The 22,656-nt window shown below is 59.7% G+C and carries 19 protein-coding genes; 5 read left to right on the forward strand and 14 right to left on the reverse strand.

What is annotated here, in order from left to right; translation table 11 throughout:
* Window positions 1-20: 20 nt before the first annotated feature.
* From ASD00_RS19965 to ASD00_RS19995, 7 genes are all read right to left on the reverse strand, one after another.
* Window positions 21-827 carry an AraC family transcriptional regulator gene (locus tag ASD00_RS19965; protein ID WP_057208552.1) on the reverse strand — a complete coding sequence of 269 codons (807 nt, stop codon included), beginning with the start codon at window positions 825-827 and terminating at the stop codon, window positions 21-23.
* A gap of 494 nt (window positions 828-1,321) precedes the next feature.
* The gene (locus ASD00_RS19970) at window positions 1,322-2,332 is read right to left on the reverse strand and encodes a DJ-1/PfpI family protein (protein ID WP_057208553.1); all 1,011 of its coding nucleotides are present in this window, start codon (window positions 2,330-2,332) and stop codon (window positions 1,322-1,324) included.
* Between the two features lie 71 nt (window positions 2,333-2,403).
* A complete protein-coding gene (locus tag ASD00_RS19975; RefSeq protein ID WP_057208555.1) occupies window positions 2,404-3,087 on the reverse strand; it encodes a DJ-1/PfpI family protein in 684 nt (227 codons plus the stop codon).
* Window positions 3,088-3,296: 209 nt separating this feature from the next.
* A complete protein-coding gene (locus tag ASD00_RS19980; protein ID WP_057208556.1) occupies window positions 3,297-4,994 on the reverse strand; it encodes an ABC transporter ATP-binding protein in 1,698 nt (565 codons plus the stop codon).
* Complete coding sequence (locus ASD00_RS19985) at window positions 4,991-5,890, reverse strand: ABC transporter permease (protein WP_057208557.1); 900 nt, start codon at window positions 5,888-5,890, stop codon at window positions 4,991-4,993. Before ASD00_RS19985 ends, ASD00_RS19980 begins: the two co-directional genes overlap by 4 nt.
* A 1-nt stretch (window position 5,891) precedes the next feature.
* Window positions 5,892-6,863: an ABC transporter permease gene (locus tag ASD00_RS19990; protein WP_057208600.1), complete on the reverse strand. Its 972-nt coding sequence runs from the start codon at window positions 6,861-6,863 to the stop codon at window positions 5,892-5,894.
* Between the two features lie 49 nt (window positions 6,864-6,912).
* A complete protein-coding gene (locus tag ASD00_RS19995) occupies window positions 6,913-7,614 on the reverse strand; it encodes a creatininase family protein (RefSeq protein WP_057208559.1) in 702 nt (233 codons plus the stop codon).
* Window positions 7,615-7,792: 178 nt separating this feature from the next.
* On the opposite strand from ASD00_RS19995, the gene ASD00_RS20000 reads away from it, so the two are divergent.
* The 4 genes from ASD00_RS20000 to ASD00_RS20015 all read left to right on the forward strand — a co-directional run bounded on the left by ASD00_RS20000 (window position 7,793) and on the right by ASD00_RS20015 (window position 14,604).
* Entirely contained in the window at window positions 7,793-8,365 is a 573-nt protein-coding gene (locus ASD00_RS20000; RefSeq protein ID WP_057208560.1) for a MarR family winged helix-turn-helix transcriptional regulator, read from the forward strand.
* 76 nt (window positions 8,366-8,441) lie between these two features.
* Window positions 8,442-10,016 carry an ABC transporter substrate-binding protein gene (locus ASD00_RS20005; protein ID WP_244496095.1) on the forward strand — a complete coding sequence of 525 codons (1,575 nt, stop codon included), beginning with the start codon at window positions 8,442-8,444 and terminating at the stop codon, window positions 10,014-10,016.
* 66 nt (window positions 10,017-10,082) lie between these two features.
* Window positions 10,083-11,030 (forward strand): isoaspartyl peptidase/L-asparaginase, encoded by a 948-nt coding sequence (locus tag ASD00_RS20010; protein WP_057208562.1) that lies wholly within the window; start codon window positions 10,083-10,085, stop codon window positions 11,028-11,030.
* Window positions 11,031-11,454: 424 nt separating this feature from the next.
* A complete protein-coding gene (locus ASD00_RS20015) occupies window positions 11,455-14,604 on the forward strand; it encodes an AsmA family protein (RefSeq protein WP_082523664.1) in 3,150 nt (1,049 codons plus the stop codon).
* Here ASD00_RS20015 and ASD00_RS20020 read toward each other — a convergent pair.
* On the reverse strand, window positions 14,595-16,226 hold the full coding sequence (locus ASD00_RS20020) for a choline dehydrogenase (RefSeq protein ID WP_057208564.1): 1,632 nt from the start codon (window positions 16,224-16,226) through the stop codon (window positions 14,595-14,597). The two genes, ASD00_RS20015 and ASD00_RS20020, sit on opposite strands and share 10 nt — an antisense overlap.
* A gap of 275 nt (window positions 16,227-16,501) precedes the next feature.
* Between ASD00_RS20020 and ASD00_RS20025 the strand changes: the two genes are divergently transcribed.
* The gene (locus ASD00_RS20025; RefSeq protein WP_057208565.1) at window positions 16,502-17,329 is read left to right on the forward strand and encodes a helix-turn-helix transcriptional regulator; all 828 of its coding nucleotides are present in this window, start codon (window positions 16,502-16,504) and stop codon (window positions 17,327-17,329) included.
* Between the two features lie 24 nt (window positions 17,330-17,353).
* Here the strand turns inward: ASD00_RS20025 and ASD00_RS20030 are convergent, their stop codons facing one another.
* The 6 genes from ASD00_RS20030 to ASD00_RS20055 form a co-directional block, all read right to left on the reverse strand.
* Window positions 17,354-17,563, reverse strand: a complete 210-nt coding sequence (locus ASD00_RS20030; RefSeq protein WP_057208567.1) for a tautomerase family protein — start codon at window positions 17,561-17,563, stop codon at window positions 17,354-17,356.
* A gap of 65 nt (window positions 17,564-17,628) precedes the next feature.
* Complete coding sequence (locus ASD00_RS20035; RefSeq protein WP_057208568.1) at window positions 17,629-18,657, reverse strand: proline racemase family protein; 1,029 nt, start codon at window positions 18,655-18,657, stop codon at window positions 17,629-17,631.
* A gap of 32 nt (window positions 18,658-18,689) precedes the next feature.
* The gene (locus tag ASD00_RS20040; RefSeq protein ID WP_057208569.1) at window positions 18,690-19,772 is read right to left on the reverse strand and encodes an ABC transporter ATP-binding protein; all 1,083 of its coding nucleotides are present in this window, start codon (window positions 19,770-19,772) and stop codon (window positions 18,690-18,692) included.
* A gap of 2 nt (window positions 19,773-19,774) precedes the next feature.
* On the reverse strand, window positions 19,775-20,569 hold the full coding sequence (locus tag ASD00_RS20045; protein ID WP_057208570.1) for an ABC transporter permease: 795 nt from the start codon (window positions 20,567-20,569) through the stop codon (window positions 19,775-19,777).
* Window position 20,570: 1 nt separating this feature from the next.
* Entirely contained in the window at window positions 20,571-21,449 is an 879-nt protein-coding gene (locus ASD00_RS20050; protein ID WP_057208572.1) for an ABC transporter permease, read from the reverse strand.
* 54 nt (window positions 21,450-21,503) lie between these two features.
* Window positions 21,504-22,631, reverse strand: coding sequence for a PotD/PotF family extracellular solute-binding protein (locus tag ASD00_RS20055; RefSeq protein ID WP_244496096.1), 1,128 nt, complete (start codon window positions 22,629-22,631; stop codon window positions 21,504-21,506).
* Window positions 22,632-22,656: the final 25 nt, after the last annotated feature.

Genomic DNA, 22,656 nt, shown 5'->3' on the forward strand with positions numbered 1-22,656 from the left:
GATTGGATCAAATTGACCTTTCAGTGCCGGACCAGCGCGCCCGGTGTCACGCCGTAATGACGTCGAAACTGCCGGATGAGATGCGCCTGATCGCAGAAGCCCGCCGCGATGGCCGCCTCGGCCGCCGGAGTGCCGTCCAGCAGCATCCGGCGCGCTCGATCCACACGGGCTTGCACGATATGGGCGTGGGGCGTCAGCCCTGTAGCGCGTTTGACGCTGCGGATCAGATAGGATGCGTTCAATCCGGCATCGTCCGCCAGTTCGGCGAGCGTAAGCGTTTCTCCGGCTTCGACACCGGCCGCGATCCGCGCGCGGACCAGCCTGACGGCGCCCGGCTCCCGGCCCGCCGCGCGCAGTTCGGCCCCGCCATAGTGCGTGAACGCCTGAACCAGCACGTCATGGATGGCTTCTTCGACGGCGATCTGCCAATCCGCCGCCTCTTGGATATTGAGGCGATGGGTCAGTGCAGCGAGGGAGTGGGTCAGCTTCAACCCTTGGTCCTGCGGTGCGATAGCGGAAAACCCGCGCAGATGCCGCAAGTCCAGAATCGCGCGCACCGCGTTCTCGGAGGCATAGAGCATGTTGTAGCGAACGCGGCCGGCGGCGGCGTGGCCGGTATGCGGTTCCTCGGGGTTCATGAGCGATAGTGAACCAGCCGGCAAAACCATGCTCTCACCCCGGCAGACGTAGCCGCCCGCGCCTTCGGCGATAGCGCCGATGGCGAAGCCTTCATGTGCATGGCGGCCGAAAGTCTGTTTGCTGAACGCGGCCTCGAACAGTTCGATGCCATGATGCCAGCCAAGATGATGGTAGAGATTTCGCTGCATGGCGAAGCATTAACACCGGGGCGTAGGACATAGGAAGATAGGACAAAGTCTCTTTGCGTCACTTTGGCTGTGTCTTTATCGGATAGTGCAACAGCAACCGATAGCCGCCCCGGCGGCCGTGTCCCGGCATGGCCGCGCCGCCGATCCGCTGAGCCGGATCGGCGGAAAATTGGGCAATCAGAGAGTCTGCCGCTCACGTTGGCTTGCTCTAAATAGCTGTGCCATGGAGATGCGTTGATTTCGCCCTCGAATGTTCGCTGAAACTCAGGCGATGGTATGGGGCGCGTTTGTCGGTGCTTATACTATTAAAGCCCCATGCGATGACCTCTACGCCCTTCGCGACGGACGCATCGACCGCGGCGGCAACGTGGCTCGTGAACGTCTCACGTTCGGCCTGCGACAGTGACAGCCAGCTAGGCCTATAGTTGTAGAGTTCAACAAAAAATCTGCTGCATGTTGGCTTCCTTCCGAATGCGCTGTTGTCAGCAACGTCATTAAACCGTCATTTTCTGCCAGATCGGTTCGGTGCTCGCGAACCGTTCCCGGTAGTCGCCCGGCAGAATCCCAAAATTCCGGAGAAAGGTCCGGCGCAAATTCTGCTCGTCACCGAAGCCAGTTTTCGCGGCGATCGCCTTCAGCGAAGTGTCCTTTTCGAGCAAAGCCGAACAGGCGGCGTCTAACCGGATGAGCTCGATCGTCCTTCCCGGGGTGCGGCCGACGACGGCTGCGTAACGGCGGGCGAATGTCCGGGGAGCCATGTTGACCTGCGCGGCGAGTGTTTCAACCCGCAGGTCGCCATTGAGGCTGTTGGCGATCCAAGCATGAAGCTTGTCGAATGTTGGGTCCCTTGCGGTTTGGGACGCCAGCGGCGCGGAGAACTGGGACTGGCCACCGGGGCGCTTCAAAAACATGACCAGCATGCGCGCCAGAGCAATCGCTATGGCGTATCCGTGGTCGGCTTCTATCAGGGCAAGGGATAGATCTATGCCCGCCGTAAAGCCAGCCGAGCTCCAGATATCGCCGTCGGCAACAAACAAAAGATCGCGTTCGACTTCTATCCGCGGATAACGAGCGGCGAGCTCCTCGCCCGCTTGCCAATGGGTCGCGAGGCGCCGTCCGTCCGCTAATCCGGCCTCCGCAAGAAGGAAGGCGCCCGTGCATACCGAGCACACCCGGCGGGCGTCGGAACCGTGATGCGCGAGCCAGGCGACGGCGTCTAAGGGAACGGGAGGGCTCTGCGGGGGTCCGCCACCTGGGACGATCAGTGTGTCAATACTGTTCGCCTCAATGCCGCGCAGATCTACAGTGTCGATCGTCATACCGTTCGAACACTGAATGTGGCCCCCCGTAACAGATGCTATGACGACCTCATATCCGTTCTGATCATCATCGAGAAAGTCGCGAGCAAGATGAAAGACGTCCGCGGGCCCCGAGATGTCGAGCGAAGCCACATCCGGAAAAGTGAGGAAAACGATCTTTCGACGAGCATTCATCAATCGAACCATGAGAAGGCACCATCATCAGTGCGCTGGGCTCGCCAGGACATCGAAGATAGTTGCTTTTGGCGTGCGAACAATTATGGGACGCCGGGCATATTTTTGGCAATCTCGGGCAATCGCTCGATTGCCATGTGGCCCGGAAGAATTTCGAGTGCCTTCGAGAGCGTTGTCGAATCAGCAAGTTCGGGCCGGCCCGTGCCGTGCGGCGGTTGTGGGGCGTATTCAAAGATTAACTCGACAAGCCGACCGTGCTCCACACCAACAATGTGGGATACCATAGCCAGCCCGAAATCGACGCCCGCAGTCATGCCACCACCTGTGGCGCGGTTGCGATCGATCACCCAGCGGGCGTCCGTCGGTGTTGCCCCAAATAGCGCTAGGTGCTCGCGCGTAAACCAATAGGACGCGGCTTTGTAGCCGCGAAGAAGGCCGGCGGCTGCGAGAAGCAACGAGCCGTTGCAGACGCTTGTCACCCATTGCGCCCGCTGGCCGCGATCAGCGATGAAATCAATCGTCTTCTTGTCTTCCAACTGCGCAAAGAGAGCCTTGGTGTTGCCAGGGACGAACAAGATATCGGGATTTTCCCAGCAGTCCTCGAAGTCGTGTGTTGCCTCAATTGTAACTCCCGCGTCGGACCGGATCGGGCCCTTCTTCTGCCACACGATCTGCGTCTCGAAGCCAGGCAGAAAACTGAATGCTTGGAGAGGGCCGACAAGATCAATCAGCGTGAGCCCCGGAAAAGCAAGAGCAAGGATTTTCAAGTTCGACCTCTTTTTGATGGTTGAGGGAGTTGATCGGAGTGGCCGGATTTTGCAGTCGGGCGGTGCAAGGCGTCTATGACATAGAACCGTCAAATCCTGCCATTCGCGGGTGTGGATTTGGTCAGCGTAACTTGCAGCGCGCTTAGCCCATCACGATCACGGCCGCCACAGCCGGATTGGCCAATGCAACGAGCTCCGTCCAGCGAGTGCTATTGGGGTTGGGCCTCCAGCATCGGGACGGCGTCGAGAAGCATCTGCGTGTAGGAATGTCGGGGCGCCGTGAAGACTTGCGTCGCAGTCCCATGTTCGACGATCTCGCCGTGACGCATCACCACGACGCGGTCGCACAGGTGATGGACGACCGACAGGTCGTGGCTGATGAACAGCAGTGTGATGTTGAGTTTACGGCGCAGCTCCATCAACAGATTGATGACCTGCGCCTGGATCGACACATCGAGGGAGGCGACAGGTTCGTCGCAGATAATGACCTCGGGCTGCATGGCGAGCGCCCGCGCGATTGCGATGCGCTGGCGCTGGCCGCCCGAGAACTGGTGCGGATAGCGATCCGCCAGCGCCGGATCGAAGGCGACGGCGCGAAGCCACCGGTTGACGTAGTCGCGAGCACTGGTGCGCGTGCAGAAACCGTGCGCGATCGGCCCTTCGGCCATGGACTGGTAGATCGTACGACGGGGATCGAGCGAGGCGAAAGGATCCTGGAAGATCATCTGCACGTGGGTGCCGAGCTTACCCGTCGCGGAGCGCACCGGCTTGCCACCGATGCTGATCGTGCCTGACGTCGGCGGATAGATGCCGCACAATATGCGTCCGAGCGTCGATTTGCCGGAACCGGATTCCCCGACTAGGCCGAGGATCTCGCCGCGGGCGATGGTGAGGTCGGCGGATATCACCGCATGGACCGGACGGAGCTCCCGCGCCAGCCCCCAGCGCATGGCGAGTGCGCGCAGGAAGCCCATGCGCGGGGCGAAGATCTTTCCGACCGCCTCCGCCTTCAAGAAGGCCGTATCGGCTGCGGCGCCGATGGCAGCGCCGCCAAGCCCGCTCAGATCCATCGGACCGGCTGCTTCGGTCGCAGCGGACGCCAACGGCTCGCCGCGCTTCGAACGCGACGGCAGCGCGTCCAGCAACCCTCGCGTATAGGGATGCCGCGGACTGTGCAGGACCTGCCGCGCAAATCCCTGCTCGACGATCTTGCCGCGCCGCATGACCGCTATCCTGTCGGCGATAGAGGAGACGGTGGCCAGATCGTGGCTCACCCAGATCAGGGATATTCCGATCTCGGCGACCAGCGCTTTCACCATGCGCAAGATCTCGGCCTGCACCGAGACATCAAGCGCGGTGGTCGGCTCGTCGGCGATCACAAGCTGCGGGCGATGGAGAAGAGCGATGGCGATGGCGACACGCTGGCGCATGCCACCGGAGAACTCGTGCGGATACTGGTCCACCTTGCTTTCCGGATCGACGATCTTGACCCTCGCCAGCGCCTCGACCGCGCGGCGGCGTATTTCGGCCTCCGACACCTGCTCGTGCGCCCGAAGCGCCATGCCTATCTGGTCGATGATCCTGACCACCGGGTTCAGCGTCATCATTGGGTCCTGGAACACCATGGAGATGTCCTTGCCCCTTATCTTGCGCAGCTCCCTTTCACGCAGGCCGACCAGCTCGCGCCCATTGAAGCGGATGGAACTGCCCGACTGGATGCGACCGGTCTCATCCAGAAGGCCGATCAGCGAGAAACCGGTGATGGACTTGCCCGAGCCGCTTTCGCCGACCAGCCCCATGACTTCGCCGCGCTTCAGCGTGAAGGAGATGTCGTCCACCGACTTGACGGTGCCCTTGTCGGTCTCGAAATAGGTCCGCAGATTGCGGACATCCAGAAGATCACTCATTTGCGCAGCCTCGGATTGAGCTGGTCCCGGATCTGATCGCCGACCAGGTTGATCGCCATGATGAGGACGATCAGTGCGACGCCCGGATAGATCGCGATCCAGTAGCGTCCCGACATGAGATACTGGAAGCCGTTGGCGATCAGCATGCCGAGGGACGGTTCCGTCGGCGGCAGGCCGACGCCCAGGAACGAGAGCGTTGCTTCCAAGGAAATGGCGGAGGCGATCTGCACGGTGGCGACCACGATGAGCGGCGGCAGAGAGTTCGGCAGAATGTGGCGGGTGATGACAAACCAGCCGCTCATCGGCACGGAAAGGGCCGCCTGGACATAGTCCTTCTGGCGCTCGGCGGCTGCCGCGCCGTGGGCGGTTCGCACGAAGTAGGCATACTGGGCGAAGACTAGGGCGAGGATCAGCTGCGACTTGCCCTGGCCGAGGATCGCGGCCACGACGAAGGCCAGCAGGATCGCCGGGAAGGAAAGCTGGATGTCGACGATGCGCATAATGACGGATTCCGTGCGTCCACCGACATAGGCGGCAAAGCACCCCACCACGGCACCGATCGAGAAGGCGATGGCGCCGGCCACCAGCCCCATCTGCAGGGAAATGCGCAGGCCGTAGACGATGCCCGAAAGCAGGTCGCGCCCCTGGCTGTCCGTGCCCAGCAAATGCAGGATGCCGGTCGACCCCACATAGCCCGGCGGACGGCGGGCATCGCGCAGCACCAGCGCCTTCAGGTCATAGGGATCCTGCGGCACGATGAACGGCGCGAAGACCGCCATCAGGATGATGGCGACAACCACCGCAAGAGCGGCGACCGCGACCTTGTTGCGGCGGAACATGTGCCAGAACTCGGCGAGCGGCGAGACGGATCTCACCGCGCTGGCTTCCATCGACATCTCAGCGCCTCCCCTGCCGCAGGCGCGGATCGAGCGCCGCATAGGCGAGGTCCACGCACAGATTGATGACCACGAACAGCGCCGAAACCAGCATCAGGTACGCGACCATGACGGGCCGGTCGAGCGAGGTGATAGAATCGACGATCAGCTTGCCAAGGCCGGGCCAGCTGAAGATCGTTTCGGTGACGAGCGCGAAGGCAAGCGTCGACCCGAGCTCCAGCCCGAACACCGTGACGAGGGGAATCGAGATCAGCTTGAGCACGTGGCGGCGCAGGATAGTCCCTTCGGAAATGCCGGCGGCCCGCGCGAATTTGATCGTATCGGTCAGCATTACCTCACGGGTGCCGGAGGCAGCCAGCCGGCACATCATCGACAGCTTGAACAGCGACAGGTTGAGGGCCGGCAGGATGAGATGCGACCACCCGTCCAGGGTAAGAAAGGAAAAAGGGATACCGAACAGGTCCGCCGTTTGCCCGCGACCGCCGGCTGGAAGGATACCGAACTGCACGGCGAAAACCATGATCAGCATCAGTCCGATCCAGAAGGTCGGCACCGAAAAGCCCAGGATCGACACCGCCATGATCGCCTTGGCGAGCAGACTGTCGGGCTTGTAGCCGGCATAGACGCCCAGCGGAATGCCTATCAGGGAAGCGAACAGCACCGCGATCAGCGTCAACTCCAGCGTCGCCGGCAGGCGCTGCGCGATCAGCGTGACGACCGGCATGTTGAAGACGAAGGATCGCCCCAGATCGCCGGTCAACAAGCGCTGCAGGAATTGGAAATACTGCTCCCACAGGGGTAGATCGAGCCCGTATTGCGCGATGACCTGCTGGCGCATCTCCTGCGTCACGTCGGGCGAGATCAGAACGTCGACCGGATTGCCGATGACGTAGACGCCCATGAAGACAAGCATGGACATGACCAGGAGTACGAAGAGCGCCTGTCCCAATCTGCGAAAAATGAAGGATGCCATGTCTGCCTCTGGGTGGATGCGCATAAGGGGGCAAAGCGCCCCCAAGGTTTCAGTGCCAGCCGCGCTCGATCTCGTGACGAGTTTCCTCGACGCCGACCTGCCAGATCGCCAGCATGTCTGCGTCGGACCGCTGAAAAACGCCGTGATAGTTGCCTTCGGCGATACGCTCGCGCTTGCGGCCGGCATCGACCCGCGCGGCGGCCGCAAAGTCGATCCGCTCCTTCTGGAAGTTCGGGATCGGCGCACCCTCCAGGCGAGTCCAGGGGAAATTCTCCATCCAGCTCGCATGCGAAGCGGCGGGATCGATTTCCAACACCTTGGCCATGGTCTTCGGCGCACGCCACCAATCATGCAGCTTGACCGAGCAGTCACGGTTGCGGTTCATCCATTCGCTAATCACCGGGTTGATCGGCGTGTTACCACCATGACCGTTCACGATGAGGATGCGCCGGAAGCCGGAGCGATGGAGGCTGTCGAGCATATCCTCGAACACGCCGATATAGGTGCGTAGCGACAGGCTCACCGTGCCGGGGAAATCGGCAAAACCCGAGGCCATGCCGTAGGGCAGGCACGGGAAGACCGGCACCCCGAGTGGCTCGGCCGCCTCCACGGAAACGCGCTCGGCCAGGATCATGTCGGTGGCGAGACTGAGATAGGCGTGCTGCTCGATGGAGCCGACCGGCAGAACGCAGCGATCATCCTGCTTCACCCGCTCCTCGACCTGGCTCCAATGCATGTCCTGAATACGCATAATCCGTCCTTCTCGCTGCTCGGCCACACCTCCGGGACGTCGCCCGTCCTCACCATCTCTCGGGGAGCCGTTTCTTGAATTTAGTTCTTTATGGATCAAAAATTACGATTGACGCAAGGGTTTTACGCCAAATAAGGTTCCATTTGAGATCAATATCTATTTTGTGTGAGATAACGGTATGGACGAGGCGATGCGTCAGGCACTGTTTGAGGGGCGGGCCGGCCGGGAGGAACCCCTGGCCTCGCCCGGCACCAAAATCGACGCCCTCATGCACGCGAAGCTGTGGGACAATCCCTGCTGGTTCTCGTTCCGGCTGAACTATCTGGCCCTCCATTTCAACAACCCGGTCTATGGTTACATTCAGCAGCAGCTTGGCCTGCTGCGCCCCGAATTCGTGGTGCTGTGGTCGCTTCATCTGGGCGGAAGCTCGACGCTGACCGATGTCGTGCGCTCCTCCGGCTTTCCGAAGAACACGCTGAGCCGCGCGGCAAACAAGTTGACACGTCTGGGCATGATCGATCGCCAGACCGACCCCGACGATCAGCGTCGCATCACGCTCGAGCTGACCGGGAAAGGCCGGGAAGCGGTGGACGCCACCAAGGGCATGATGATCGAGCACGAGCGGCGCATGCTGGAGTGCCTCAGCCCCGCCGAGCGGCTGAACCTTTCCGAAATTCTGACCAAGCTGGTCACGGCATCGGGCCAATGGCCGCAGATGATCGATGGCGACCAACCGGACGAAGGCCTGTGATCCGCGAGACGTTTCGGACGATGCCAGACGGTGGCGAATGCGCCACCCAATACAAAGAGAGAGGAACCAAATGCCAATGAAATCCATCCTACGCGCGGCCCTGGTGGCCACGATCCTGTCCTCACCCGCCGCCGCGCTTGCCGCGGATCTGGTGATCGCGACGAAGAACGGTCCGGCCTCGATGGACCCGCACTTCACCGCGACGTCGGCCAATGCCGAGGCGACCAAGCATATCTTCGACACGCTCCTGCGCTCCGGCAACAACCTGGAGATCCTGCCGTCGCTGGCCACCAGCTGGCAGGCGCTGGACGACACGACCTGGGAGTTCAAGCTGCGCCAGGGCGTGAAGTTCCACGACGGCTCCGACTTCACTGCCAAGGACGTGAAGTTCTCCATCGAACGCATCCCCAACGTCACCGGGCCAAACCCCTCGACCATCTACGTGCGGCGCGTGGCCAGCGTCGAGATCGTCGACGACTACACGGTGCGCGTGAAGACCAACGGCCCTGCGCCCACCCTGCCCAACGATTTCATTCGCCTGTTCGTCGTATCCCACAAGGCCGCGGCCGATTACTCGACCAAGGACAGCTCGGCCGAGGGCTTCAACACGGGCAAGGCGACCATCGGCACTGGGCCCTACAAGTTCGTCAGCTGGGCGCCGACGCAAGACCTGGTGCTGGAGAAATTCGACGGCTACTGGGACGGCCCGCAGCCCTGGGACAAGGTGGTGCGCAAGGAAATCCCTAATGACGCGGCCCGCGTCGCCCAGCTGAAGGCCGGTCAGGTCGATCTCATTTCCAAGGTGCCGGCGACCGATCTCGCCAGCATCGAGTCCGATTCCGCACTGCAGGTGATCAAGACGGAATCGATCTACATCCCCTACCTTGAGTTCGATTTCCGCAAAGACGCTCCGCAGGTATGGGACAATGCCGGCAAGAAGCTCGACAAGAATCCCTTCCTCGATCCGAAGGTGCGGGAAGCCTTCGATCTGGCGCTCGACCGCGAAACCATCGTGGAATTTGCGCTCGAGGGAATGGGCGTCGTCTCCACGCAGCTCGTCAGCCCCAACATCTTCGGCTACAACAAGACGATCGCGGCACCGGCCTTTGACGTCGAGAAGGCGCTCAAGTTGATGGCTGAGGCCGGATACCCCGACGGCTTCAAGGTCGCGCTCAGCTACGCCAACGACCGTATGCCGACGGAACTCGGCCCGACCGTCGCCCAGATTCTGGCTGCGATCAATGTGACCGTCGAGGTACAGGGCGTGCCGGCTGCGGTGTTCAACCCCGCCAAGACGCGCGGCGAATACTCGCTCTACATGGCCTCCTGGGGCACGCTAACGGGCGAAGCCAACTATATGCTGTCGTCGCTGATGCACACCAACGACGCGGCCAAGTCGCTCGGCGCCTTCAACGTACGCGGCTATTCCAACCCGCAGATGGACAAGCTGATCGAGGATGCGGCGGTCGAGATGGACGAAGGCAAGCGCCGTGCGCTGCTCGAGGAAGCGAACCTGCTGGTGGCGACCGACCGGCCCGACCTGCCTTTGGCCACCAATCTGTCCGCCTGGGGCGCCAAGGCTGACACGGTGACCTACGACCCGCGCTCGGACGAGGATACGCTGGCCATGGATGTCCATCCCAAGCAGTAATCCGCCAATCTGCCCTAGGGCACCGGTCAAGACCGGTGCCCTTTCTCGTATCGATCGGAGAGTTCCATGACGAAATTCGCCCTTGCCATCCATGGCGGCTGCGGCGTGATGGCCAAGCTTGACCTCAGCGAGGCCGAATGGGTCGCGGCCCGGCACGATCTCGGGCGCGCCCTGAAAGCAGGCTACGCCATCCTGGAACGCGGCGGGAGCGCCATCGACGCGGTGCAGGCTGCCGTCGTCGTCATGGAGGACAGTCCGCATTTCAACGCCGGCCATGGTGCGGCGCTGAACGAAAACGGCATCCATGAACTGGATGCCTCGATCATGGACGGAACGACGCTCGCCGCCGGTGCGGTCTGCGCTTCTCGCCATATCCGCAATCCGGTGCTTGCTGCGCGTGCCGTCCTCGAACACGGCGACACGATCCTGCTCGCCGGCCCCGCCGCGGATCGCTTTGCCGAGGCCAAGGGACTGACGGTGGAGGAACAGGCCTATTTCACCACCGAACGGCGCAAGCAGGCGCTGGCCGCGATGAAAGCGCATGTCGCCGCCGGCACGCAGGTTGCCGCCAGCGAGTCCGAAAAGCACGGGACGGTGGGCGCGGTCGCGCTTGATCAGTATGGCCACCTGGCCGCCGCCACCTCGACTGGCGGCTACAACAACAAGCCCGACGGGCGGATCGGCGACAGCCCCGTCATCGGCGCCGGCACCTATGCGCGTGACGGCGTCTGCGCCGTCTCCGGCACCGGCAAGGGCGAGTTCTTTATCCGCCATGTCGTAGGCCACGAGGTCGCCGCGCGTATGGCCTATCTCGGCGAGGACGTCAGGACGGCCTCGGCCAAGGTCATCATGGAGGACATGAAGCCGCACAATATCGGCGCAGGACTGGTCGCCGTCGGCGCTGACGGCACCGTCGCCGCTCCTTACAATACCGACGGCATGTTCCGCGGCTGGGTCACCGACAAAGGAGAATTCCATGTCGCCTCTCATGAAGAGATCATGCTCGCCTTGTAAACGAAGCATCCGGGGCCGCAGTGATCACCTTTTGTCGCGGGAGGTAGAGACGAACGGTGTAGTTCCAGCACCCTTTGTCCATTCCCCGGGTCCGAAAGAAATGTAGATTTCTTTGCCATACCGGTAATCACGTCCGGCGGGTCAGACCACGAAGACCGGTAAAGCTCTCGCGAAGTCGATGGTCCTCATATCCGTTATACCCTTTCTGCAAAAAGGTATAACGCAGTGCGGGCGATCCACTATGCTGTAAGTACGCGATAGGCGCACCCATGGCCCCAGGGGTGCGGCGCGCTGCCACTTTCCCTGCCATATCGCTTACAACTCAGATCACTTGCTCCATAATACCGGACAAGTCCACCGGCAGTTGCAAATTTTTCCACCCCGGAAAACGATAACGAATCAGTTGTATTCGCGACGGGGACATATAATGCGATTCTTCCTTGGCCTTCTCGCGTTCGGTGCTCTTATTGCCGCGTCCATCCTCGTCTTGCCCAGATTCGTTTCGAGCGATTGGATGCGCGCCGAACTCAGCCGAAAGCTCTCGACTGCAACAGGCAGCTCAATTGCCTTGAAAGGCCCCGTCAGGCTGTCCGTATTCCCGCATGTGGCGGTGGTTGCCGAAACTGTCGTGCTATCGAGCGAAGAGGCGGGCGTCACAGCCGAAATCGGAGAGGTTGCGGGCTCAGTAACACTCTCCTCCCTCTGGTCGGATCGCTTGCACATCAAGGAGATCAGGCTGGCTCGGCCGGTCATCACATTGCACGAGAAGACAGGCAAAGCATCGCCCGCAGAAGGCGGCAATCTGGGCCGAGCCAAGCCAGGCGATCCGCTTGCCGCGCTTGTCAGTTTCCTGGAGCGAAGTGCAATCGACTCGGTCTCGGTTGTCAGTGGCACTTTGAGACAGCAAAGCACTGCCGGTGCGAAGCAGGTCATAACCGATATCGACCTTTCACTCGCAGTACCCGACATCGACGATCAACTTTCCCTTTCGGCGAGCGCCCGTATCGAGGAACGCCACTACCAGACGACGCTCGCGATCTCCTCCGTGCGCCCGTTGCTTGAACGACAGCCAGCTGACCTGAGCCTTTCCTTCGAGGCGGATCCCGCCCCCGCCCCCGGGCTCTCCGCATTCGAGGCCACCGGACAAGTCGCCCTCAACACCAATGGCAGCTACCAGATCCGCGGCGGCAAATTGCTCGTTGGAGACGAGGCTCTTGGCCTCGACGCACTCTTCATACCCGGCAATCGCCCGCGGTTTCTCGCTGACATCGACGCCGAGCGGTTGGACCTGAGCTCATTTCTTGAGGCTACTACCTCGGCTTCGTCGCAACCCAACGCGAAATCGGAGAAGTCGGGCGCTTCGACGGGTTTGCAGCTTCTGACCGGGTTCGATGCCGATATCGGCGTGAACATCAGGGATCTTGTCCTTGGTGATATCTCGGCATCAGACGTTGCCTTGGCGGCAACGCTTAAGGACGGACTGGGTTCGGCAAGGATAGAACATCTCGGCATCGATGCCGGCAGCGTCGCGGCAAATATCTCTGCCGATATTCGCGAGGTTGAGCCGACCTTCAAGGGCCGCATATCCAGCAGCGGGCTCGATGTCGCCAAAGTGGCAAATCTGACCGGGCAATCCGTTCCTTTGACCGGGTCTGTCACGATCGATACCCGGTTCGCGTTTCGCGGCCTCTCGGGGGATGCCCTGAGAAAAACAATCAACATGACCGGCAGCCTGGGCCTGCACAGCGCCACCTTCATCGCGCCGGGCGTCGCCGATCCCTCGTTGAGCGAAGTCAAGATTAAGAAGCTGGCACTCAGGATCGATGACTTTGCAAAACCGGGGCGTCTGTCGGGCAGCCTGGCCTGGCGCGGGAAACCTGCCGAAGTCGACTTGCAGCTACCGTTAGGCAGTCTCTTGGCCGGGGACCTCAACTCGGGGGGAATACCCCTGAAGCTTGACATGCGTATGCCGGGAGCGGCTCTTTCGCTTGATGGCAAAGCGGCCATTCCGAACGGCTATGCCGGCAAGCTGATTTTTTCGACAGCGGACGTTCGCGGGTTCCTTGGCTGGCTTGGACAGAGCGGCCCGGACAACATCGACCTATTTGCGTTCAACGGTGATGTCAGCGCGAGCCCGGCGAGCGTTCAGTTCGAAAGTGCCACTTTGTCGGTCAATGGTGTCGAGGGGACCGGGAGTGGATCTGTCCAATTCACGACACCATTGAAGATATCCAGTGCCCTCAAGTTCGCACAGCTAGATTTTGCGCGTCTCGCCGGCGCGCGCTCGAGTGCACCTCAATCGAAGGCGCAGGGAGCTGACCCTGCGCCCGATGCTCCGTTGGATTTCTCCTCGCTTCGATTGATCGACGCATCGATTAGTGTCAACGCTGATAAACTTGGATACGGCAACGTATTTGCAGGGCCGGTGGCAACCACTCTTACCGTTGCCGATGGAGTCGCAAGTCTCAGCCTTCCTGAAAGCCCGTTCTATGGCGGCCATATTACCGCAAGCCTGAGGGCCGACGGCTCCGGGTCAGAACCGTCGATTGCTTTAAACGCCTCGATCGCGGGCGCTTCGGTGGCGCCGCTTCTGACCGACATGGCAGGCTTCAGACATCTTGAAGGCGCGCTGCAGGCCAAGCTCGACATAACGGGAGCTGGCAGCACGACTGGCACACTCAAACAATCGCTTCAAGGCAGCGCGGATGTCCGATTTTCCGATGGCGCCATCCGCGGCATCGATATCGCCGACGCCTATAACAACCTCGTTGGCCTGATGTCGTCGGGCTTCAAGCAGAATGAAAGCCAAGCGACAGGGTTCACTGAACTCAGTGCCTCGTTTGCCGTTGATAGCGGCGTTGCGCGAACCGAGGACATCAAGCTAATCGGCCCGCTCGTGCGCATGAACGGGACCGGGGAGGCAAACCTTGCGGACGGACAGCTGAAGTTTCGGCTCGATCCGCGGGTGGTCGCATCGCTGGATGGACAGGGCGCCGAGATCTCAACTGAGGGAATCGGAGTTCCGATCCTGATCGAGGGGCCCTTTGCCCGTCCTCGCATATATCCCGATCTGTCGGGACTTTTGAAGAACCCCACCGCTGCCTTGGCGACGCTGAAGAAGTTCGGATTGCCGACCGACAAGCTGCGGATCGATGACCTGCTCTCCGACAAAGCGACCGGAGGATCCTTGCGCGACATCGTCGGCGGCGCCATCGACAAGACCCTCAAAGGCGAGCGAAACCAACTTTCCATCGAGGAGATCATTGACGGCAATGTTGCGCAGAGCGACAAGGCGCCCCCGGGCCAGCAAGCCGACGAAGACCCCGCTACTCTCGAACCCGCGGCCAGGCAACTGGTCCCTGGAGCGGAGCAGCCCGATCAGGACGCGGGCACGTTGGGAAATCTGTTCAACCGGCTGCTCCAATTGAGAAACATCGCAGGGTCCGGATTGTTGCTGTTCCCGGGCGCGGAGATGCCCAAAGATGGGCAAAGCCTCCTTACGCCGCCTAATGAGAAGAGGCGCCTTGCGGCGCCTCTGGGAAATCCACCTCTCACAGTCCATTTTTATGCGTAGGCCACATTCTGCGGCGCCAGCGGTGCCTTGCCTCTGATCGCATCTGACAGCTTCTCTGCCACCATCATCACGGGGCTGTGCAAGTTCGCATTGGTAATTCGCGGCATCACGGATGCGTCGACGATGCGCAATGCTTCGGCGCCGTGTACTTTGCCATCGCTATCAACGACTGCCATGTCGTCCGACCCCATTCGGCAGCTAGAACATGGATGATATTGCGTGTTGACGTTCGTCCGAAGCCAGGAGAGCAGGTCGGCGTCATTCATTTTATAAAGGCCAGGATCGACCGGTTTCCCGCGCAACTTGTCCCACGCCGATTGGTGAACGATCTCGTCTGTGTGCCGAATGCCGTCCATGAGGTCGATCTGGTCTTCCCTTTCGGCGAGGTAGTTCAGCACGACTTTTGGCAACACAAGAGGGTCAGCTGACGTTAGTGTAACAGCACCACGGCTGCGCGGAAGTGCAAGGCAGGTCTGATAAACAAAACCGTCTTCGGCCGTTACACTTCCGTGAGACAACTCACCCAGAACGGGCAGGAATTCGTGCTGGATATTTGCGTATTCAGCCCGCTCGCTACTTTTGAAAAACGAGCCCGTTTCCCACAAGTTGGTAGCGCCAAGACCGGACCTCAGGAACAGCCATTGCGCACCGACCGCTGCCATCTTGAACAGGTTCATGTTGACGCCTGGGGAGACACCTGTACGGGCCGCGCGATACTTTACCGAAACCGCAATGTGATCCTGAATCCCCTTTCCGACCCCCGGTAGATCGATTGCCGTCTCGATACCTAAAGCTGCCAATTCAGCCTTCGGCCCTACCCCGGAAAGCAAAAGGACATGCGGTGTATTGAACGCGCCGCCGCAAACGATGACTTCTCGCGCAGCAAACACGTCGTGAACCGCTCCGTTTTGTTCGAAGCGCACACCTACCGCACGCCGCTTGTCAAAGAGGACACGGTGCACGAGTGCATTTAGCTTGAGGTGTACGTTGCCCTTCCTGAGTGCCGGCCGAAGGTATTGCCGTCCGGAGCTTGCGCGGATCCCGTGGTCGATGTTCGCCTGATAAGCGTGCACGCCCTCCTGTCGAAAGGCGTTGTAGTCTGCATTCAGAGGATGGCCGGCCTGTTGTCCCGCTTCCAAGAACGCCCGAAACAACTCATGTTGGGCCTTCATGGTCGTTATCGAGATTGGCCCGTCGCTTCCTCGATACTCGTTCCCGCCGCCGTCGAAGCTCTCCAACCGCTTGAAATAGGGAAGGCAGTGCGCATACGACCACTCCGGCAGATCATAGTCGCGGGCCCACCGGTCGAAGTCGCGAGGGTTTCCGCGCACATAAACCATGCCGTTCAGGGAACCCGATCCGCCGAACATCTTACCGCGAACATGCGTGACATGACGCGGACCCAGTTCAGGTTCGGGGCCAGTGTCGAACGACCATATGCGCCTCTTGTCAGTCAGCGGATAGGAAAGCGCCGCCGGCATGCGAACAAAAACGGAATTGTCCGAAGGGCCTGCTTCGAGAACCAAGACGCGGACAGCGGGATCCTCGCCCAATCGCTTGGCCACGATCGAGCCGGCGGCACCCGAGCCAATCACAACGTAGTCGTAGCTTTCTTTCGCCATTACAAACACTTCCCGTTAAAAGGCGCTCTTCAGTGTCGGGTGCAGAATGCAGGGTGCGCGCCCCAACGCCAAGCCCCAGGAGCGATGCTGGTGCTCACGAACGCGGTAGGACAACCGATAGTTCTGCGCTATTCTCTGACCGTGTTAGCGGAGTAGCTATCAGTGCGGGTATACCCCATTCGGGATATTGATGGCTTAGCTGTCGTCGGAGAGGTTTGGGCAGCTCGCAAGGAGCTAACCAGTGCAAAAAAACTTGGAAGGGCGAGAGCATAAAATTGAGCACGACGAATGAGAAGCTGGATGCCCGCGCGGCGGTCGCCTTTGCACGCGAACTTTATCAGTCCACCGGGCGACATGAGTATCCCGCGGTTCTTTTTTCTGCGCTTCGGAAAGTTGCGCCATTCGACATCTATACGGTCACCGTATTCTCAGCGAGCGCCCGTCCTTTCTTCCTGTTCGGGAACCTTGCGGAGTTTGTTTCTTCGAAGGTGATCGATAAATTTCTTTCCGGTACGTATCTGCTCGATGCAGTTTACACGGCGTGCTGCGAAGGTGTTGCTCCAGGTTTGTATCGCCTCACCGAACTCGCTCCGGACAACTATTTCTCGAGCGATTTCTATAACTCGTCGGATTTCCATCCCTGCGTATCGGATGACGCAGGTTCGTTGGCCGAAGAAATAGTCTATATGGCTACGCCGAGCGACGACCTTTACCTCGTGATATCGCTGATGCGGCGAAAGGGAGATACCCCTTTTGATGAGGCCGAGTTCGATAACCTGAAGCTTTTGCAGGACGTCGTGATAGAGACCTCGGTCGGGCACTGGAAACAGTCCGTCTCGAGTTCCGTGGCTGTAGATTCATCCTCGCAATCGACGCTCGAGAAGGCCGTCGCCACCTTCGCGAAAGACAAGCTTTCGCCGCGTGAGCAGACGATCGTCAGCCTTCTCCTGCGCGGGCACTCCACCTTGTCCGTCGCGCACAACCTCGATATTGCCGAAGGAACCGCGAAGGTCCATCGACGCAACATCTACGACAAACTGGGGATCACGAGCCAGGCGGAGATGTTTCTCATGTTCTGCGCCCATATCATCAACATAAGGTGACTGGGGCGCCGCCGAGGCACCCATTCAGGTCTTTTCGGGCGGTTCAGCAACGTTCTGAGTGTAGGGCACGCCGGAACGGTACCAGTCGGCTTTCTCGATCTCTTCGAAAAGAACGATCGTGTCAGCTGCAGGGATCCCCATCACGATCGAGAAAACCTTTGTAATTTCTGAGGCGACAGCGTCCTTCCGTTCCTGATCGCGGCCGGGAAAGAGCGAAATTCTGACAATCGGCATTTCTCTGATCAACCTCCATGCTTAATTGAGGACTCGGGATCTCCGAGTCCTCAACGAATTGTCCATCAAAGATCCATCGGCCAGGTATCGGACAGCTTGTAGCCGGTCGGGAAGGGATCGCTCGGATCCAGCATCAGCTGAGACGTACCGCTCACCCATGCACGGCCGGAAATAATCGGCCGGATTCCATTCCGCTCGCCTACTTTGACCTCGCTGTCGATACTGCAATGGAATTCAGTATCGATCAGCGAAAGGCCAACAAACTTCTCGCCGACCTTCAGCTGCCCCTTCGCATGAAGCACTGCCATTCGAGCCGAGCAACCTGTACCTGTGGGAGACCTGTCGATCTTACCCGGCCGAATAGCGACCGCGTTTTTGCCCTTCATCACGCCGTTTTCGATGTAAACGGGATTGGTGAATTGGCAGAATGAGATGTGGTTCCAGTCTTTCTCAGGGTGCCTGAAGCCCAGTTGCTCATTCGCCGCCTTCGTGATCCGCATGCCCAGTTGCGCGAGCTCACGGGCATTTTCGGGTTCAAGCGACAAGCCGAGCGTCGCCGCATCCACGAACACGAAACTGTCTCCACCATAGGCGGTGTCGACGCGGACCGTCCCGAACCCTTCCAGCTCCAACGGAACGTCGAGCTTGTCGGCAAACGAGGCCACATTACGAACGTGGATTCGCTCGGCCTTGCCATCCTTGCACTCGGCCTCCACTTCGATCAGACCGCCTGGGGGTTCCAGAACGAGACGCGTGACGGGCTCTTGCATCGGTATGATCCCGGTGTCGAGCAGGACCGTGGCGACACATATCGAATTGGAGCCGGACATCGGCGGAACGTCGGCCGGCTCCATGATGATCCAGCCCATCTGCGCCTGCGGATTCTTGGGCGGTACCAGCACATTGACGTGCCGGAACACGCCCCCACGCGGTTCATTTAGAACAAAGTTGCGCAGTGTTCCGTCGTTCTCAATCCACCGTGCCTGTTCCCAAACGGTGTCCCCGGGCGGCGGCGCAACGCCGCCGACAATGACGTCACCGACTTCGCCTTCTGCATGGCACGTGACGACGTGGATGATTTTCTTCGATCGCATGATAACTCCCTTCTTGGATTTTCGACAGCCACTCAGTGGGCAAGGACCACGACGTCCTCTGGTCGCCACGAAATGGAAACGTTGCCACCTACCGGCGGAATATCGCTGATGCCGGTACGTTGGATTCGGATATGTGTGTTCGAGCCCACGAGCGCATCTACGAAGGTGCGACTGCCGAGGAACGTCGACTGCCGGCATACCGCCGTGGCCGAAGTGCCCTCGCCGCTTCCCGCGCCAGGGTTCGACTGGAGTGTGATTGCCTCGGGTCGAAGGGACACGGTGACCGCCTGCCCGTCCTTGGCAACGACGTCTTGGTTGGAAAAAAAGACCGTGCCATCCTTCGCGCGAAGATGGGTGCCCGTCGGTCCTGTTCTCACCACCGTCGCGGGGATCAGATTGGTCTCTCCGAGAAACTTCGCTGCAAAAAGCGATCGTGGCTTGCGATAGATGTCGTGTGGCGTATCGACCTGCAGGATTTTACCCTTCTCCAGAAGAACAATGCGGTCGGACAGGAACAGCGCCTCATCCTGGTCGTGGGTAACGTAGAGAAATGCCGCACCAGTCGCCTCATGGATCCGCTTCATCTCGGCAAGCATGTGTTGACGAATCTTCAGATCGAGCGCGGCCAACGGCTCGTCGAGAAGCAAAACCTCTGGTTCGTTGATGAGTGCTCGGGCGAGCGCAACCCGTTGGCATTGCCCGCCACTCAGTTCATGGATGTAGCGGTGTTTGAACTGGTCCAGCTGCACCACGGAGATCATGTGCTTGACCCGTTCTGTGACCTCGCGTGACGGCAAGCGCTTCACTCGCAGACCGAACGCAATGTTGTCGAAGACATCCAAATGGGGAAAGAGGGCATACCGTTGAAAGACCATGTTGACCGGGCGCCGATCGGGCGGCGTGCCGTTTACGGACTTTCCTCCTATTTTGATCTCGCCTTCCGTCGGATCGTCAAACCCCGCCACCATCCGCATGAGGGTGCTCTTGCCGCATCCGCTTGGACCGAGAAGCGTGACGATCTCACCCTTTTCGATCGTCAGATTGACGTCATGGAGGGCGACGTAGGTGCCGAACCGCTTGTGAACATTGCGAATTTCGATGATTGGATTTGCCATAGTCAATTGCCTCCGTCGGCAGCATTGTCGATCATTGTCGCTCGACGAATTCGCGTCATGATCACCGCCCCCACGAGCAGTAGGACGGAGAAAAGAAGAGCGAGCGTTGAAACGGCATTGATGAGAGGCGTCACGGTTCGACGCATCATCGACCAAATGAACAGGGGAAGTGTGGTCTCGGTCCCAGATACAAACGAGGTTACGACGAATTCATCGAACGACACCGCAAAGCTCAGAATCGTGCTGGCGACCAAGGTGGGCATTGCGAGTGGTAGCGTAACCCGCCAGAACGTTTCCAAGGTCCCTGCCCCAAGGTCCCTGGCGGCATCCTCTAGAGAAGGATCGAAAAGAGCGAGCTTTGCGCGCATTGCCACCATCAACATCGGGAGGGTCAAAACGACATGCCCGAGAATGATAGTCAGCAGGGATAGCGACAGTCGGATTTGTGCGAAACCAACCAGCAGTGCAACGCCGATAAACAAAGCGGGCATCGCAATCGGAATGATGCACATGAGCTCGAGCACCAATTTGCCCCGGGACGAAAGCCGCAGCCAGGCTAGTGACGCAAAAGCGCCGAGAACAAGCGTGATCACTGCAGTCGCGCTAGCAATGAGAAGGCTTCTTCCCAACGCCGCGAGAAGCTGCCCATTCCCTATCAAGTCGGCGTACCAGCGCAAACTGAAGCCTTCAAACGGAAAGGAGAGCGCAGGTGTGCTGTGAAAGCTGAACAGCACAATGACTGCGAGCGGGCCGAGGAGAAATGCCACGATAAGATAGACGACGGCGCGCAACAGCATCTCATTCCTCCTTCAGACTACGGGCGCGTTTGGTGTTGGGAACGAGGCCGGTCACGCGCCCGATCAAGATCAAGGTGCCGTAGACGGCGACAGAAATGGCGAACATGATGAACGCTTGAGCGGCTCCCAGCGGCCAGTTGCCGCTCCGCCTGAAGTAGTCGGCAATCAGGAGCCCCGTCGTCTGTCCGGTCGTGCCACCGAGCATCTGAGGGGTCACATAGTCACCAGCGGCAAGCAAAAACGTTAGCGTGAAGGCGCCGATCAGACCGTTGGCCGCGTTCGGCGCCACAACCTTCCAGAATGCGCCAAAAGGGCCCGTTCCAAGGTCGCGGGCTGCTTCCAAAAGCTCTTTCTTGATTTCGCTGAACGACGAAACAACAAGCAGCACGCAAAACGGCAGGTAGATGTGCACCAATGCCAGAGCGACCGCAAAACGGCTGAACAACAAGGCTTCAATCGGCGCGTCGATCGCGCCAATTTGAATTAGCAAAGTGTTGAGCAAACCATTCGTACCCAACATCGTTCGCCATGCGTAAATGCGAACGAGATAGCTGGAGAACCAGGTGATCAACACGGCATAGTAGACCGTTTTCGATTTTGTCACATAGGTAAGATAGTACGCGACCGGGATCGACAGGGCGACGGAAGCCGCGGCAGTCACCAGGCCGATCGCGACAGCATTGAACGTGACGTCAATGAAGAGAGCCGACGTTAGTGATTTAATATAGTTGGACAGGGAGAAGTCGGGAACAATGCGAAAACCCGAACTCGTCCAAAAGCTGTAGACGAGCAGGAATCCTGCCGGCAGGAAAAACAGAAGCGCCATTGACGCACCAGCTGGCGCGGCCAAGAGCCATCCAAGAGAGCGTTGATATCTCATTGTGGTATCCTAGGTCGCCTCTACCGCTTTCCAGCGATAGAGGCGGCATTGAAACTACTTACCAGCCTTGAAAGACTGCCATGCCTGCAGCCAATCGCCGTAGCTGGCGATATCGGAATCGCTGGCTGCGGGAGGTATGCCCGGAAGGCCCGCCTTAAGCATTTGGTCGACCTGGTCGAACGCAAAGCGCTTGCGAGATTTTTCATCCAGGAATTCAACGGCCTTCTTCGAAACCGGCGCTTGGTTGACAGCCATGGCAACCTTTGCCTGAACCTCGGGATTCAAAGCCTCATTGATGAAGGCTTGGGCCGTTTCTTCATTGTCGCAGGAAACCGGCATGAACCATGCGTCGACCCACAGCACCGCCCCTTCCTTGGGGTAGGCAATCTCCAGTTCGACATTCTGCTGCTGAGCCTGGACGATGATTGCCGGATCGGCACACACCACAGCGTCGATCTCGCCCGAAACCATGAAATTGATCAGCTCACCCATATTGAGTGCGATGAGCCGAGCGTGATCCCGCCACTTTCCGAACTCTGTGAACGCGGCGTTGACTTCGTCCCGAGTGAGCTGCGGGTACTTCTCGCCCAAACCCGCCACGCGTGCCGCGATCGGCCACATAACCGTCGGCTCGTCCCAGATCGCGATCCGGCCCTTGAGCTCTGGTTTGAGCAGATCGGCGTAGGAGGTCGGCGCTTGCAATCGTTTAGGATTGTAGACGATCGAGTTCATCCCCCAGATGTAGGGAGCAGCCCACAGTTGACCGTCGGAAAACCACGTGGGCTTGTCAAAGAACGCGTCGAACAGGTTGTCGGCGCTATAGTTCGGGAGCTTGCTGCGGTCGAGTGGCTTCACAATCTGGAGCTCACGGATATAGAGATCCGCATAGGCATGATTGTATTCGGCAACGTCGATACCCGGCGGGTTACCCGCCAGGAACGGCGTGTGAACGTCGTCCTGCGACGTCATCGAACTCGACTGCACCGTTACCCCGGTGGCCTTTCGCCAATCAGCCAGCTCAACATTCAGATCATAGCCTTCCCAGGCCATGATGTTGAGTTCGCCACCGGCAGCATGAGCGGTCGTAGAGAACAACCGCGCCGAAACTATCCCGGCCGTTGCCCACGCCGCTCCCTTCAACAGGTTGCGGCGGGATATTTCGGCGAAGATCTTGTTATGCATGTTTGTCATGTCGTTCCCCTTTTTC

The organism is Ensifer sp. Root31 (assembly GCF_001424825.1).
GTDB classification, from domain to species: Bacteria; Pseudomonadota; Alphaproteobacteria; order Rhizobiales; family Rhizobiaceae; genus Ensifer; species Ensifer canadensis.